Here is a 14341-nt window from a genome sequence, read left to right on the forward strand (position 1 = left end):
CGCCTTACGCTCCGAAGGCCTTCGCCTTGCCCGGCACCGGCTTCGCGCCCGCGCGCAGGTGGACGGGGACCAGGTCGAGGGCCGGCTCGCTGTACCCGACGGAGACGATCTTGTCGCCGCGGTACGTGAACGAGGTCAGCGAGGCCAGCGTGCACTGCCGGCGCCGCGGGTCGTGCCACAGCCGCCGCTTCTCCACGAAGCTGCGCACGATCCAGATCGGCAGCTGGTGGCTCACGCACACCGCCTCGTGGCCGCGCGCCGCGTCCTTCGCCGCGTCCAGGGCGCCCATCATCCGGACGACCTGCTCGACGTACGGCTCGCCCCAGGACGGCTTGAAGGGGTTGGTGAGGTGCTTCCAGTTCGCCGGCTTCTTCAGCGCGCCGTCGCCGACGCCGAAGGTCTTGCCCTCGAAGACGTTCTCCGCCTCGATGAGCCGTGCGTCCGTGGCCAGGCCCAGACCGTGCGTCTTGGCGATCGGCGCCGCCGTCTCCTGCGCCCGCTCCAGCGGGGAGGCCACGACATGGGTGATGTCGCGGTCGGCCAGGTGCTCGGCGACCCGGTCGGCCATCTGCCGGCCCAGCTCGGACAGGTGGTAGCCGGCCCGGCGCCCGTACAGCACGCCGTCCGGGTTGTGCACCTCGCCGTGCCGCATCAGGTGGACGACGGTGATGTCGGTCTCGGGGGCGCTCATGCGGTGGCCTCCGCGGCGGCGCGGGCGGCGGCCGGCAGCGCGGCGGCGATCCGCTCGACCGCGCGCTCGTCGTGGGCGGTGGACACGAACCAGGACTCGAAGGCCGACGGCGGCAGGTAGACGCCGTCCGCGAGCATCGAGTGGAAGAAGGCGTTGAAGCGGAAGGCCTCCTGCTTCTTCGCGTCGTCGTAGTTCCGCACCTCGCCGTCGGTGAAGAACACGGAGAACATGTTGGAGGCGGTCTGCAGCCGGTGCGCCACGCCCTCCTTGGCGAGCGCGCCGGTGACCAGGCCCTGGATCTCCTTCGAGACCGCGTCGACCTTCTCGTACGCGGCGGGGTCGAGCAGCTTCAGCTGCGCGAGTCCCGCGGCGGTGGCGACCGGGTTACCGGACAGGGTGCCCGCCTGGTAGACCGGGCCGGCCGGGGCCAGGTGGCCCATGACGTCGGCGCGGCCGCCGAAGGCCGCCGCCGGGAAGCCGCCGCCCATGACCTTGCCGAAGGTCATCAGGTCGGGCTTGACGCCGTCCACGCCGTACCAGCCGGCCCGCGAGGTGCGGAAGCCGGTCATGACCTCGTCGGAGATGTACAGCGCGCCGTTCTTCGCGCAGGCGTCCTTCAGCCCCTGGTTGAAGCCCGGCAGCGGCGGGACGACGCCCATGTTGCCCGGGGAGGCCTCGGTGATCACACAGGCGATCTCGCCGGGGTGGCGGTGGAAGGCCTCGTGCACGGCCTCGATGTCGTTGTACGGCAGGACGATGGTGTCGCCGGCCTGCGCGCCGGTCACACCGGGCGTGTCGGGCAGGCCGAAGGTGGCGACGCCGGAGCCGGCCGCGGCGAGCAGCGCGTCCACGTGCCCGTGGTAGCAGCCGGCGAACTTGACGACCTTCGCGCGCCCGGTGAAGCCGCGGGCCAGCCGGATCGCCGACATCGTCGCCTCGGTGCCGGAGGACACCAGACGTACCTGCTCGACCGGCTCGATCCGCGCCACGATCTCCTCGGCGAGCGCGACCTCGCCCTCGCCCGGCGTACCGAACGAGGTGCCGCGCGCCACCGCCGCCTGCACCGCCGCCGTCACCTCGGGGTGCGCGTGGCCGAGGATCATCGGTCCCCACGAGCAGACGAGGTCGACGTACTCGCGACCGTCCGCGTCGGTGAGGTACGGACCGGTACCGGACACCATGAACCGGGGCGTTCCCCCCACGGCCCGGAAGGCCCGCACCGGCGAATTCACGCCGCCGGGCGTCACAAGGGAGGCGCGGTCGAAAAGCGTCTGTGAGACTGGGGCTTCGTATGAGTACGGCACTGTGATCCTGACCTGATCCTGACCTGCGAGGACGACGTCGAGTACGTGGGGACGGTGTGGGCACCCTGTGAATTACGCCGGGGCGTGTCTCCGTCGCGTCTGCGAAACTGGGGCGTCATAAGGATGGCTCACGGAATCCATGGTGTCAGAGGCCACGGCGATCTTGCGGACAGGTGTTTCACCGTACGACCGTGGGGGAGGTCACTGTCACGATGATCGGGCCGCGCGCGCAGACCGCGGACCGGAACAGCAGTCGGGTGGAGATATGCATCGCGGTGGCGGACCGGGCGAGGGGACGGACGACCTGGGTCCCGACCCTGTCCGGAGGGGGAGGCACCGGCGCCGGCGGACGGAAGAGCCGCGGGCCAACGAGCCGCGGGCCAATGAGCCGCGGATGGGCGCGGAGCCGAGGTCGGGCGCCGAGCCGCGGATGGGTGCCGACCCGCGGATGGGCGCCGAGCCCGTACGCCCGGTGGAGCCGGTCGACCCCACGCCCCCGAGCCCTGCCCCGAGCCCTGCCCCCGCTCCCGCCCCCGAGCGGAGCCAGCCTGCCGCCGACGAGTCCCGCCTCGGGCGCGCCCGGGCCCGCCGCGCCGCCCGCGCCCGCGAGGCCGGCCCCGTCGAGGGCTCGGTGACCCCGGTGGGCGGCGGAGACACGGGCGGAAACGGTCACGGGAACGGGGGCGGGCGCTTGGGCGTCACGTACAAGTACTTCGGCGCTCCCGACGGCGCGACGGCGGCCCGGGTCCCGATCTCGATGCGCCCCGAGGAGCTGGGCGGCGACGAGCTCGGCATGGGCGGCATGTTCACCAAGATCAAGCCGGAGACCATAGCCGCGATGGTCCTCACCGGCATCCAGGGCATGCCCCTGCACAAGGTCCCGCCGCTGGAGCTGGTCGTCCTCCACCCCGACTACGCGGTCGTCAAGCTCCCGATGACCGTCGTCGACCCCCTCCGCGGCATCGGCGAGGAATCCGTCGGCGCCGCCGCCTTCATCTGGTCCACGGTCCCCGACCGCGGCGGCCCCCAGGACGCGTTCAACGTCTACCAGCTGCTCCACGAGTGGCAGGACTTCAGCCACCGCCTCCACGAGGCGGGGCACCAACCCTACTGCCTGGTGTGGCCGTAGGACCGGTGCCTCTGTCGCGTGTACGGGGTCGGGTCAGGGGCGCCGGCCGGTGGCCTTCCGCGCGTCCTCGATCAGCCCCTCGGCCACCTCGGCGGCGAGCAGGAACGGCAGGAAGCGGTTGCTCGGCGTCTCGTGGTCCCGGTAGCGGGCGAACGGCAGGAGCGAGGCGAACAGCGCCCACCGGTACTCCAGGTCCGTGAACGCCCAGTTCGGCTGCTCACACCCCTTGAGGATGGCCCGCAGCCGCGTCACACAGGTCAGCACCCGCCGTACCTCGGGATCCGCCGTCTCCGGGATCGCCGGAGCCCACAGCGCCTCCCCGCTCAGCGCCCGCGCGAACCACGGCCGGATCTCGGCCAGCTGCTCTGGCGTCCAGGCGAACGTCCGTGACCACAGGGCGGATTCGAGACGGGCGAAGTCCTTGCAGATGTGGCCGCGGTGGGTGGTCTCGAAGTCGATGATGTACAGGTCGGGGCGCCGCTCGGCCCGCTCCGTACCGCCCACCAGGACGTTCTCGCAGTGCAGATCGCCGTGGGCGACACAGGTGAGGTACGAGCGGGTGGTCAGGCCCGCCTGGCGGTCGTACAGCAGCCATTCGAGCAGCTCGGCCGGGTCCTCCTGGGCCTCCTGGTCCTCCTGGTCCTGCTGGTCCTGCTGGTCCTCCTGGTCCTCCTGGTCCTGCTGTGCTGGGTTCTCGGGCCCCTCCGGGAAGACCTCCGCGATGTGCGCCACCAGCCACAGCGGGTTGGTCAGCCCGGCGTCGCGGTCGTCGGCCAGCAGGCCGGCCCGGGACGCGGAGCCCTCGAACAGCGCCCCGAGGGTGCGGGGCCGCCAGGTGAGCCCGCCGTCGACGCCGAAGATCTCGGCGACCTCCGGGGTCACGAAGTGCTCCAGCTCGGTCCGGGCGTCCTTGCCCGGGACGTATTCGGTCCGCTCGTGGTCGTCGGGCCGCAGCGCCGGGTACTCGCCTCGCAGGTCGCCCATGGCGCGGCTGGCGTTGCTCAGCCAGGGCCCGAGGGCTTCGAGCAGCAGATCGTCGACCACGTCCTGGAGGGTCTCCCCCTTGACGTCGTCGGACCGCACCAGCCACGCCCGCAGGGTGGTCGGCTCGTCGCGGTTGCGGAACACGTACGAGGTGAGGATGCCCTGGTAGCGCTGCCCGTTGCTGCTGTTGATGACGGTCGCGGTGGACACCGTGCACTTGCTCGACCGGTAGACCGGGTGCAGCAGCTCGCCGAACGCGTCGAAGTTCCGTTTCTCGCGCTGGACCTTGGTGGCCTCGTCGATCTTGAGGACGCCGATCGGGCCGAAGACGTTGGAGGCGAGGAAGGTCGGTACGGGCCGGTCGGCGAAGAGCGCGCCCTGCATCACGGCGCCGTTCGTCTTCGGCGCCAGCTCCACGGCCACGCCCTGCAGCAGCCGGTTGGGCAGCTGGACCGCGGAGTCCCGCTCGGTCAGCGACATCGAGGTGGAGGCGGCGGCGCCGGACGCGCCCGGCTCCCAGGCGTTGCGGACCACGCGGACCGCGCGGGCGGCGGTGAGCATGGCGAGGGCGCGCTCCCGCCAGAACTCGCGGATCTCGTCCTTCGCCACCGGTCCGCCCAGGGCGGTGTAGTGGGGCCGGTACAGGGCGGCGAGCAGGCGCTCCAGGCCCTCGGCCTTCCAGTTGGAGAGGATCAGCAGGATGAAGGCGATGCTGTCCCAGTGTTCCGGTTCGCCCGCCCACTGCCTGAGGAGAAGCTGCGCCCACTGCTCGGGAGGGAAGTAGCGGCCCGAGTCGTCGGGGCGCTGAACGCGCGCGTGCCGCCTGGCCTCCCCCGGCAGCACCGGTTCGGGCCCGCGGACGAGCAGCTGGAACCCGACGGCGAGCCGTACCCACTGACAGACCTGGTTGACGCTGTCCAGGTGGTACTCCTGGAGTTCGCCGACGGCGACGAGCGAGGTCGCCTCGGAGACGGCGAGGAGATCCTCGCGGCGGGCGTTGTCGACCCGGTACTCGATCTGCAGGGTCTGCAGGTAGCCCAGGACGTCGGCCACGATCTGGTAGTCGTTCTCCGCCATGTGCCGCCGCAGGGAGACGTTCAGCAGCGCGGACGACAGCCACTGCAGCCGGATCTGCCGGCCCTCCGCGGCCGTCCCTCCCCGGGCGTACGTGCGCGTGTCGCGGGCCGTGACGTGCCGGACCTCCTTCGCCCGCTCGTGCAGCGGCGCGTAGACGTCACTGGGGACGGAGGTTCCGGCGAGATGGTCCCTGAGCCGCCGCAGATCGTCTTTGAGCAGAGCTCCGAACCGATCGGCCGCCGTCGGCGCGTTCCGGCGGAGCATCTCCATCACGTGCTCGCCGAAGGCGTCGATCAGGTCCTCGGCGGGCGTCTCGTCGGCCCCGCCGTCCCGCCACTCGGCGAGGAGCTGCTCCCAGTTGACGTTCCGGTGGTGCTCCCGGAGCGCCGATCCCTCGGTCTCGCCGTCGTCGGAGTCGTCATCGGCGGCGGTGCGCCGCCAGGCGGACGCCGAGCCGGCCTGGCGCGGCACGGGCGCGGGCGCGGAGGTCTGGACGGGTGCGGAGGTCTGGGTGGTGGTCTGCGCGGGCGCCTGGGCGGCACTCTCATCCGGGGAGGGCTCGGGGGCCGAGGCCGGAGAGGGCGTCGGCGGGGTGGGCTCCGGCGGCTCCGGTGCCGGGAGGTCGAGCTGGGCCAGGTGCTCCTTGCACTTCGCGATCGACCCGGCGAACTGCGGCTGGTCGCGGAAGCCGTACAGCTTGATCGCTATGTCGAGGAGTCCTCGCGCCCGGTCCGGGTCCACCCTCATGTAGTGGTCCACGGCCACGGTGCGCGCCGTATTGGCGATCTTGAAGGCCGGTCCGACCATGTTGCCGCCGGCGAGCTCCTGCTCCGCCTCCGTCATGACTTCGCGCGACCTGGCGAACCGCGGTTCGAGCCACGGTTCGGCGGCCAGGGCATCGCCCATGGCCTCGTCGACGGTCGTTAAACAGTGCTCGAATTCGTCCCGCGAGATGTATGGCGCCATTGCCATGCCCTTTCGTACCGCTTGCGCGCAGAGGGTCGTTCGGCATGGATCTATCGCAGATCATCGGCGGTACGGGAGGGGCCATTGCGCCACGCGCGCGTGAGCGGACGCGGCGGGCCTCGGGTCGCCTGCGGGACGGGTCAGGACGCCGGGGTGAGGTCCTCGCGGAACCGCTTGTCACCTGCGAGGAAGGCCGACTGCGGCAGGACGACATGGGTCTGCGCCCGGCCGCGGGCGATCTCGCCGCGGTTCACGCCGATCACCATCTGCTCGTCGGAGTCGGCCGCCAGTTCGAGCAGCGCGTCGCGCAGCCGGACCGCCTCCGGCTTGTCCGGAACCAGGTCGTAGACGTCGAAGAAACGGATCTGCCGGTAGTTCTCCCCCGGCACCTTCAGCGGCCCGTCGATGACGCGGCGGGCTGACCGGAAACCGACCTCCCGGGCGAGCGGAATGAGTTCTTCATGGCCCACTTCGCCGAGTTCCTCGACGAGTTCGCGCCGCAGACAGTCGGTCGCGGTCTCCCGGTCGGTCTCCTTGGACAGCCAGCGGGCGAAGCCCAGGACGCGCAGCGCGCCGAGGAAGCCGCGCAGGTCGTGCCTCATCACCTCGCGGTTGCGGCCCTCGGGCTCGAAGCCGAGCTGTTCCAGGGTCCGCTTGGCCGACTCCTGGTACTTCACGACGCCGCCGGGCGGGCCGAACGCGCCGGGCCGGTTGGCGGAGGCGAAGAGCACGAAGTGGTCCTCGTCGTACACGCGCAGCAGCACCGCCACCGAGACCCGCGCCCGCCCGAACGGCGTGAACAGCACCCACAGCAGCGAGAGATGCTTCCTGTTCGCCCACAACAGGCGCCCCACGCCCGTCAGCAGGGCCACGACGATGCCGCCAACGATCTTCTCGACCACGGGGCGCCCCCTCCGTCACACCACGACACGCCTCATTCCGGGTCCACCAATGTACGCGCGTCGGCGCCGACTTGGCGTGCCGATGCCAGCAGGTAGGGGACGTCGATCACGACCACGTTCTTCATGAAGAGCAGCCGGGCCTTCAGGCGCAGCGCGATCTGGTTGTGCAGCGGCTGTTCCCACCAGTGGCCGACGACGTATTCGGGGATGACGACGGAGACGACCGCGTCGCCGGTGCGCTGCGGGGCGTCGCGGATGTGGCGCAGGACCGGCTGGACGACGGAGCGGTATTGACGGCCTGGAGGGCGTAGAAGAGGACGTGCCAGTCGCCGAAGGTGGCGCGGCCGATCTGGGCGAGCACGGTGGAGGTCGGGGTGCCCGGCGCGAGCCCGAGTTCGGTCGGGTCCTCGGCGACGTGCACGTCGTAGACCATCGCGAGGGTGGTGATGCCGAAGAACATGGTCACGGACAGTCCGCCCATGATCGCGAGGGTGGTGGCGGCGTTGCGGCTCTTGGGTTTCTCGAAGGCGGGCACGCCGTTGCTGATCGCCTCGACGCCGGTGAGCGCCGTGCAGCCGGAGGCGAAGGCGCGCAGGCCGAGCAGGACGAGCGCGAGGCCGGAGTACGCGGACACCGGGTGCACCGGCAGGTCGGCGGACTCGGCGCGGATGGGCGTGCCCGTCGCCATGCGGATCGCCGCGACCGCGAACATCAGATAGATCACGGCGACGAAGGCGTACGTGGGCAGGGCGAACCAGCGCCCGGACTCGCGCACCCCGCGCAGGTTGAGCCAGGCGAGCAGCGCCACGAAGGCCACGGACAGCAGCGTGGCGTACCCGTCGAGCGCCGGCACCGCCGAGGTGATGGCGGCGACCCCGGAGAGCACGGACACGGCGACCGTCATCACGTAGTCGATGAGCAGCGCGCTCGCCGCGATCAGGGCGGGCGTGGTCCCCAGGTTCTCGGCGGAGACCACATAGGCCCCGCCGCCGCCCGGGTAGGCGTGGCAGGTCTGCCGGTAGGAGGCGACGACCACGAGCAGCAGGATGACGATGCCGACCGCCGCGTACCAGGCCAGATGGAGCACGGCGAGCCCGCCGAGCGCGAGGATCAGCAGGATCTCCTCGGTGGCCGTACGCGACGGAGGAGAGCGGGTCGCTGCAGAAGATCGGCAGGGCGATCCATTTCGGCAGAAGGGTCTCGCCGAGCCGTGCGCTGTCCAACGGACGTCCTACCAGCAGGCGTTTCGCCACGCTTCCAGCTCTCATAAGTGCTGAAGTTAGGACGAATCGGATGTAATGCGCGGAAGCCGCGCCCCGAGGAAGGACCCGATGTGCTCAGCAGCCCCGTGCGCCCCATGAAGATCGGCGAGGTCGCCGCCCGGACGGAACTGTCCCTGCGCACCATCCGCCAGTACGAGGACAGCGGCCTGGTCGTCCCGTCCGCGTCCTCCGAGGGCGGCTTCCCGCTCTACACCGACGCCGACGTCGCCCGCCTGATGGTGATCCGCCGCATGAAGCCCCTCGGCTTCACCCTCGACGAGACCCGCGAACTCCTCGACGCCGTCGACCGCCTCACGGCCGACGCCCCCGCCACCCCCCACGAACTCGACCCCACCACCCGCGCCGCCCTCGTCGCCCGCGTCCGCAGCTACGAACACGCGGCCACGGAACGCGTCGCCGAACTCCGCGCCCAACTGGCCCGAGCGGAGGAATTCGCGGGGTCGCTGCGGGCGCGGGTGCCGTAGGAGACGCCGGCAGGCGCCCGGGCGGGCTTCAGGCCGCCCTGGACTCCAGAGTGGCCGTCAGGTCCTGGAAGAAGCGGGCGACGGCCTGCGGGCTCGGCGGGGTTTCCGGGTTCCAGGGGGTGAGGTGGGCGGCCGGGGGGACGACGTGCGGAGGGGTCGCGTTGGCGCGGCTGTCGAAGAGGACCAGGTCGGGGGCGAGGTCCAGGGCGTGGTCCCAGTCGGTGGTCAACCAGTTCGCGCCCGGGCCCGGACCGGGGTCGAGGAGACGGACGCCCAGCTCGGCGAGGCGGGCCAGCTCCGGCCAGGCCTCGGGGCGGGCCAGGTGGACCTGGTCGGGGCCCGCGCCCGAGAGGGCGAGGACCCGCAGGGCGCCGCGGCCGGCGGCGGCCCGCAGCGCGGCCTCCGCGTCGGCCACCCGCGCCGTGGCAGAGCCCGCCACACCCAGCGAACCGGCCAGCTCACCGAACCGCGCCACGATCGCCGCCAGCGTCAGCTCGTTGCCGACGGACAGCGCGACCAGCGGCGCCCCCAGCCCCTCCGCGAGCGCCTCGTCGAGCGCGTACGGGCTCTTGCCGTCGTACGTCACGTCCGCCACCAGGTCGATCCCGCCGGGCCCGCACAGCTCCCGTATCCGCGCCGCGGTCAGCGTCCGCCCCGGCCCCAGGTACGGCACCCCCGCCGCCGCGAGCCCGCCCGCCTTCACCGGGTCGAGGCGCTCCCCGTCGTGCCCGGAGCCGTAGACCGCGACGGGCCGCACCCCCAGGTCGAGCAGGGCGGCCCCGGCCCGTACGTACGCGAGGACCCGCTCCGGTCGGCGCGTGGCCGTCAGGCCCGTACCCCGGTCGTCCGTGAAACCCCATGCGCCCGTGCTCGTACCCGTCGCGTCCGACATGCGGATGCTCCCTCCCCGGCCGGAAATCTCCGTCCCCGACACCTTGGGGCGGTTCCCGGGCCCGCACAAGAGGGCCCTGGCGGGGCAGGACGGGGGTGGGGCGGAGGCGGGGCGGGGGCGGGACTTTGGTCCCGGGACCCCCTGCCGAAAGACCCCCAGGGTGGTGTTAACTGAACGGGTCGGGAGGAAGCAGTAGGAATCGCGTCTTCGGAGTCAGCCATGACCTTGCCCGGCCAGTTCTCGGACCCCCGCGTCCTCACCCTCTTCGGCCTGCTCGCCGTCTCGGCGGCCGTATGGGTCGCCCTGGGGCTGCGCGCCCGCACCCGCCGCGAGCGCCCGCTCGCCCCGCTGGACCGCGTGTGGCACCCGCAGGAGACGATCCCGCTCACGCCGGCCGAGGAACGCGCCTTCGGACAGGTCGTCTCGCGCCTGTCGGTCGGCGCGGCGGGCCGGATCCGCTAGGCGACCCGCGCGCTAGGAGGCCTTCGCCTCCGGGTCGCGACCCGTCAGCGCGAGCAGCCGCTCGAAGGGCGTCGGGCCCACGCCCGAACCGTCGCCGTCCCCCGGCTCCTGAAGCCGCGCCTCGGGGCCGAAGACCCCCATCTTCCGGGCCGTCGGCGCCATCCGCGCCACCTCCCCCGCCAGTTCGGCGACCACCGCCGCGTCCGGCTCGAAGGACCGGCCGGTCGCCCGGGCCAGGTCCCAGACGTGCACGGTCAGATCGAGCAGCACCATCGCCCCGACCGTCCGCGCGGGCATGTCCATGGCGCCGGTCGTGCCCTCCTCCGCGCCGGGCACGGCCCACGCGGCGACCAGCCGCCCGGTCTCCGTCTCGAAGCGTGCCCGCCAGTCCGGCTCCGCGAGCCGCGCCGGGTCGGGGCCGGCGAAGTCGGAGGGCTGCTTGGCGGCGAGCAGGGTGAAGTTCTCGACCACCCGGAAGAGGTGGTCGAGCAGCCCGCGCACGTCGTACTCGGCGCAGGGCGTGGGCGCGTCCAGATCCGCGTCGGCGGTGCCGCGCACCATGGGCACGGCGTGCGCCGCGGCGATCCCGAGCAGTTCGGCGAGCGGGGGATTCCGGGTGCCGGCTTCGTACGTCATGGGACCGACGCTAGGCGGCGAAAACCGGCTCTTCTTGAAGAAACGCGCCAGGCCGGAACCCGGCGCCTAGCATGCGAAGAATGACGACCGCCTCCGGACCCGGACCAGGACCAGAGCAAGGGCAGGGGCCGGGGCCCCGGCGTGACACCCGGGGGATCGTCGACGCCGCCGAACTGCTGGCCCGGGTCCGCTTCCGGCGGCACATGCCGGCGCCCGAGCTCCGCCCGTATCTGGAGCACTACTGGCTGATCGACTGGGACCTCACGGAGCCGTACGCCTCGCACGTCGTCCCGCACCCCTCCGTGAACGTGGTCTTCGAGCGCGACGCGCGGCCGACGGGGCCTTTGGACTCCGCCGTGGTGTCCGGCATCGGTCTGGAGCTCTTCACCAAGGAGCTGACCGGCACCGGCCGGGTCTGCGGCGTGCAGTTCCGGCCGGGCGGCTTCCGTCCGTTCGCGCCCGCGTGGCCGGTGTCGCACTGGACGGGCCGGATCGCGCCGCTGGCGGAGGCGTTCCCGGAAGCGGAGGACGAGGGACCGGAGGACGAACCGGCCGCCCGGATCCTCTCCCCCGCCGGGGACCACGCGCGCGTGGCGGCGCTCGACGCGTTCCTGCTGGCGCATGGCCCGGTCCCCGACCCGGCGGCCGAGGAGGCGATGGCCCTGGTGGACCTGGTGCGTACGGACCGGGGCATGCGCCGGGTGTCCGCGCTCGCCCGGGCGGCCGGCCTCTCGCCGCGCTCGCTGCAGCGCCTCTTCGCCTCCCACGTGGGCGTCGGCCCGAAGTGGGTCATCCTCCGCTACCGCATCCACGAGGCCCTGGAGCGCGCCGAGTCCGGCGCCCCCGCCGAGACCCCGGACTGGGCCGGGCTCGCCGCCGACCTCGGCTACAGCGACCAGGCCCATCTCGTACGGGACTTCACGGCCACGGTCGGGGTGCCGCCGACCGCGTACGCGCGGGCGTTGTCAGCGGCCTGACCTACGGTGTCGTCATGGAGATCGGCGAGAGCGGCGAGAGCGGCGAGAGCGGCGAGAGCAGCACGGGCGTCCGGCTCGTCCCGTGGTCGGACGAGGACGGCGGGCTGCTCCGGGCGGTGAACGCACCGGAGTTGATGGGGCATCTGGGCGGCCCGGAGAGCGAGGAGCAGCTCGTCGTCCGCCAGCGGCGGTACGTGGAGCTGAGCGCCGCCGCCGACCGCCCCGGGTGCATGTTCCGGGTCGAGGTGCTTCCGGAGGGGCGGCCGGCCGGTTCGGTCGGCTTCTGGGAGTCGTCCTGGGAGGGCGAGCCGGTGTACGAGACGGGCTGGACCGTCCTGCCCGGGTTCCAGGGCCGGGGCGTGGCCACCGCCGCGACGCTCGCGGTGATCGAGCGCGCGCGGGCGGAGGGCCGGTTCCGGTCGCTGTTCGCCTTCCCGTCGACGGACAACGCGCCGTCGAACGCGGTGTGCCGCAAGGCGGGCTTCACCCTGCTCGGGGAACGGGACTACGAGTACCCGCCGGGCCACCCGCTACGGTGCAACGCCTGGCGCCTCGACCTGGAGCAGGGCCGGGTCCCTACGGCAGGGGCTTGAGCTCCCGGGCGAAGTTGAAGGCGACGATGTCGAGGCGTTCGCGCAGGTAGAAGCGGTGGGCCGCGGTGCGGTGGGTGCCGGAGTCCAGGTTGAGCTCGTAGCAGCCGGCCGCGCGGGCGTGGCCCTCCAGGTGTGCGATCATCGCGTGGCCGACCCCGCCGGAGCGGGCGTTCTCGCTGGTCACGAGGTCGTCCACGTACAGCTTCTTGACCGCGCTGGTGTTGATGACGATCCGCCAGCCGGCGACTCCGACGCAGGCGCCGTCGTCGGCGTAGGCGGCGCTGAAGCGCAGGCCCTGGGCGTGGCCGGTGGCGTAGATGTCGCGGAACAGCTCGGGGGTGAGGTGCGGGCGCAGCTCGCGGAGCACGGGCAGCAGCTCGGTCTCCAGGCGCGGGTCGCCGGGTTCCAGGTCGATGATCTTCATGCCGGGACCGTACCCCGGCCTCTGGCCCGGGGGCCTTGGCCCGGGGGTGCGGCAGGCGGCGGGGCGGGGGCAGGGGGCGGAATTGCCTGGCAGGGCGGGTGCGGGCGGTGACATTCTGGCTCCGTGAACGGACCGGAGATCCAGATCGCCTTCGCCCCCGGCCTGCGCCTCTTCGTCGCGGCCGACCGCCGCGCGGGGTACAGCACCGTGACCACGGACGGCGCCTCGTCGCTCGGACACGTGGTGGAGTCGCTGGGCGTGCCGCTGACCGAGGCCGGACGGCTGCTCGTGGACGGGCGCCCGGTGGAGCCGTCGCACGTGCCGGCGGCGGGCGAGACGATCGAGGTGGAGGGGGTCGAGCGGCCCCAGCCGGTGCCCGGCGCGCCGCTCCGCTTCCTGCTCGACGTGCACCTGGGGACGCTGGCCCGCCGGCTGCGGCTGCTCGGCGTCGACGCGGCGTACGAGAGCGAGGACATCGGCGATCCGGCGCTCGCCGCGCTGTCCGCGAAGGAGCGGCGGGTGATGCTGTCCCGGGACCGCGGGCTGCTGCGCCGCCGCGAACTGTGGGCGGGCGCCTACGTCTACAGCGACCGGCCGGACGACCAGCTGCGGGACGTACTGGAGCGCTTCGCGCCGCCGCTCGCGCCGTGGACCCGCTGCACGGCGTGCAACGGGCCGCTGACGGAGACCGACAAGGACGCGGTGCGCGAGCGGCTGGAGAAGGGCACGGAGAACACGTACGACGTGTTCGCACAGTGCACCGAGTGCGGGCGGATCTACTGGCGGGGCGCCCATCACGCGCGCCTGGAGGCGATCGTGACGGACGCGGTCCGCGAGTTCGGCGGCGCGACGGCGGCACCGCGCCCCTGACCCGTACCGCCTCGGTCGGCCCGCCGACCGCCCGACCTGTCGCCTGAGGCGCTACGGGGCCTCGGCCGTCAGATAGCGCTGGATCGTCGGGCCGAGCCAGGCGACGACGTCCGCGCGCTCCATCTCGGCGACGGGCCGGAACCGCAGCACATAGCGGGTGAGCGCCATGCCGAGGATCTGCGAGGCGACGAGTCCGGCGCGGCGCGGCGCGTCGGCGGAGTCGGGGCAGAAGCCCGCGACGAAGGGGCCGACCTGTTCGGCGAAGAGCTGCTGCATGCGCTCGGCTCCGCTGTCGTTGGTGACGGCGACCCGCAGCAGCCCGGTCAGCACGTCGTCGCGCTCCCAGCGGTCCATGAAGTGCTCGACCATGGCCGCGCCGATGTGCCGGGCGGGCATCGAGCCGAGCTCGGGAAGGTCCAGCTCGATGATGGAGGCGGCGGCGAACAGCCCCTCCTTGTTGCCGTAGTAGCGCATGACCATCGACGGGTCGATCCCGGCGTCCTTGGCGATGGCGCGGATGGTCGCGCGCTCGTAGCCGTCGGCGGCGAAGCGCTCGCGGGCGGCGTCGAGGATCGCGGCGCGGGTGGCGTCGGAGCGTCGTGCGGTCGTCATGTCCACAAGTGTAGGCCCACAGGCGTTGACATCGCGATGCGGACGGGTCTACCTTTGCCTACAAGCGTTGACCCA

The 14341-nt window shown here is 72.7% G+C and carries 15 protein-coding genes; 6 read left to right on the top strand and 9 right to left on the bottom strand.

Going from position 1 to position 14341, the window contains the following annotated elements:
• Positions 1 to 4: 4 nt before the first annotated feature.
• Positions 5 to 691 carry a histidine phosphatase family protein gene (locus tag KV205_RS22915; RefSeq protein WP_265866425.1) on the bottom strand — a complete coding sequence of 229 codons (687 nt, stop codon included), beginning with the start codon at positions 689 to 691 and terminating at the stop codon, positions 5 to 7.
• Complete coding sequence (gene hemL, locus KV205_RS22920) at positions 688 to 1995, bottom strand: glutamate-1-semialdehyde 2,1-aminomutase (protein WP_265866426.1); 1308 nt, start codon at positions 1993 to 1995, stop codon at positions 688 to 690. The genes KV205_RS22915 and hemL overlap by 4 nt, the downstream gene beginning before the upstream one ends.
• Before the next feature lie 430 nt (positions 1996 to 2425).
• Between hemL and KV205_RS22925 the strand changes: the two genes are divergently transcribed.
• A complete protein-coding gene (locus KV205_RS22925; protein WP_374214715.1) occupies positions 2426 to 3124 on the top strand; it encodes a hypothetical protein in 699 nt (232 codons plus the stop codon).
• Positions 3125 to 3157: 33 nt separating this feature from the next.
• On the opposite strand, the gene KV205_RS22930 is transcribed toward KV205_RS22925, so the two are convergent.
• The 3 genes from KV205_RS22930 to KV205_RS22940 form a co-directional block, all read right to left on the bottom strand.
• Positions 3158 to 6157, bottom strand: coding sequence for a phosphotransferase (locus tag KV205_RS22930; RefSeq protein WP_265866427.1), 3000 nt, complete (start codon positions 6155 to 6157; stop codon positions 3158 to 3160).
• Positions 6158 to 6291: 134 nt separating this feature from the next.
• Positions 6292 to 7053, bottom strand: a complete 762-nt coding sequence (locus tag KV205_RS22935; protein ID WP_265866428.1) for a hypothetical protein — start codon at positions 7051 to 7053, stop codon at positions 6292 to 6294.
• Positions 7054 to 7195: 142 nt separating this feature from the next.
• On the bottom strand, positions 7196 to 8140 hold the full coding sequence (locus tag KV205_RS22940) for an APC family permease (RefSeq protein ID WP_265866429.1): 945 nt from the start codon (positions 8138 to 8140) through the stop codon (positions 7196 to 7198).
• 270 nt (positions 8141 to 8410) lie between these two features.
• On the opposite strand from KV205_RS22940, the gene KV205_RS22945 reads away from it, so the two are divergent.
• Complete coding sequence (locus KV205_RS22945; RefSeq protein ID WP_265866500.1) at positions 8411 to 8800, top strand: MerR family transcriptional regulator; 390 nt, start codon at positions 8411 to 8413, stop codon at positions 8798 to 8800.
• Between the two features lie 28 nt (positions 8801 to 8828).
• On the opposite strand, the gene KV205_RS22950 is transcribed toward KV205_RS22945, so the two are convergent.
• Complete coding sequence (locus KV205_RS22950) at positions 8829 to 9692, bottom strand: ABC transporter substrate-binding protein (RefSeq protein WP_265866430.1); 864 nt, start codon at positions 9690 to 9692, stop codon at positions 8829 to 8831.
• Positions 9693 to 9911: 219 nt separating this feature from the next.
• On the opposite strand from KV205_RS22950, the gene KV205_RS22955 reads away from it, so the two are divergent.
• Positions 9912 to 10154, top strand: coding sequence for a hypothetical protein (locus KV205_RS22955; RefSeq protein WP_265866431.1), 243 nt, complete (start codon positions 9912 to 9914; stop codon positions 10152 to 10154).
• A gap of 12 nt (positions 10155 to 10166) precedes the next feature.
• Here the strand turns inward: KV205_RS22955 and KV205_RS22960 are convergent, their stop codons facing one another.
• Positions 10167 to 10790 carry a TIGR03086 family metal-binding protein gene (locus tag KV205_RS22960; protein WP_265866432.1) on the bottom strand — a complete coding sequence of 208 codons (624 nt, stop codon included), beginning with the start codon at positions 10788 to 10790 and terminating at the stop codon, positions 10167 to 10169.
• Between the two features lie 80 nt (positions 10791 to 10870).
• Here KV205_RS22960 and KV205_RS22965 point away from each other — a divergent pair, with 80 nt between their 5' ends.
• Together KV205_RS22965 and KV205_RS22970 are read left to right on the top strand one after the other, a co-directional pair.
• Positions 10871 to 11767 carry a helix-turn-helix domain-containing protein gene (locus KV205_RS22965; RefSeq protein WP_265866433.1) on the top strand — a complete coding sequence of 299 codons (897 nt, stop codon included), beginning with the start codon at positions 10871 to 10873 and terminating at the stop codon, positions 11765 to 11767.
• A gap of 14 nt (positions 11768 to 11781) precedes the next feature.
• Positions 11782 to 12360, top strand: a complete 579-nt coding sequence (locus KV205_RS22970) for a GNAT family N-acetyltransferase (RefSeq protein ID WP_265866434.1) — start codon at positions 11782 to 11784, stop codon at positions 12358 to 12360.
• Here KV205_RS22970 and KV205_RS22975 read toward each other — a convergent pair.
• On the bottom strand, positions 12344 to 12784 hold the full coding sequence (locus KV205_RS22975) for a GNAT family N-acetyltransferase (RefSeq protein ID WP_265866435.1): 441 nt from the start codon (positions 12782 to 12784) through the stop codon (positions 12344 to 12346). The two genes, KV205_RS22970 and KV205_RS22975, sit on opposite strands and share 17 nt — an antisense overlap.
• A gap of 123 nt (positions 12785 to 12907) precedes the next feature.
• On the opposite strand from KV205_RS22975, the gene KV205_RS22980 reads away from it, so the two are divergent.
• The gene (locus KV205_RS22980; RefSeq protein WP_265866436.1) at positions 12908 to 13654 is read left to right on the top strand and encodes a Mut7-C RNAse domain-containing protein; all 747 of its coding nucleotides are present in this window, start codon (positions 12908 to 12910) and stop codon (positions 13652 to 13654) included.
• 51 nt (positions 13655 to 13705) lie between these two features.
• Here the strand turns inward: KV205_RS22980 and KV205_RS22985 are convergent, their stop codons facing one another.
• The gene (locus tag KV205_RS22985) at positions 13706 to 14266 is read right to left on the bottom strand and encodes a TetR/AcrR family transcriptional regulator (RefSeq protein WP_265866437.1); all 561 of its coding nucleotides are present in this window, start codon (positions 14264 to 14266) and stop codon (positions 13706 to 13708) included.
• Between the last annotated feature and the right edge of the window lie 75 nt (positions 14267 to 14341).

The organism is Streptomyces sp. SKN60 (genome assembly GCF_026236535.1).
Taxonomy (GTDB): Bacteria; Actinomycetota; Actinomycetes; order Streptomycetales; family Streptomycetaceae; genus Streptomyces.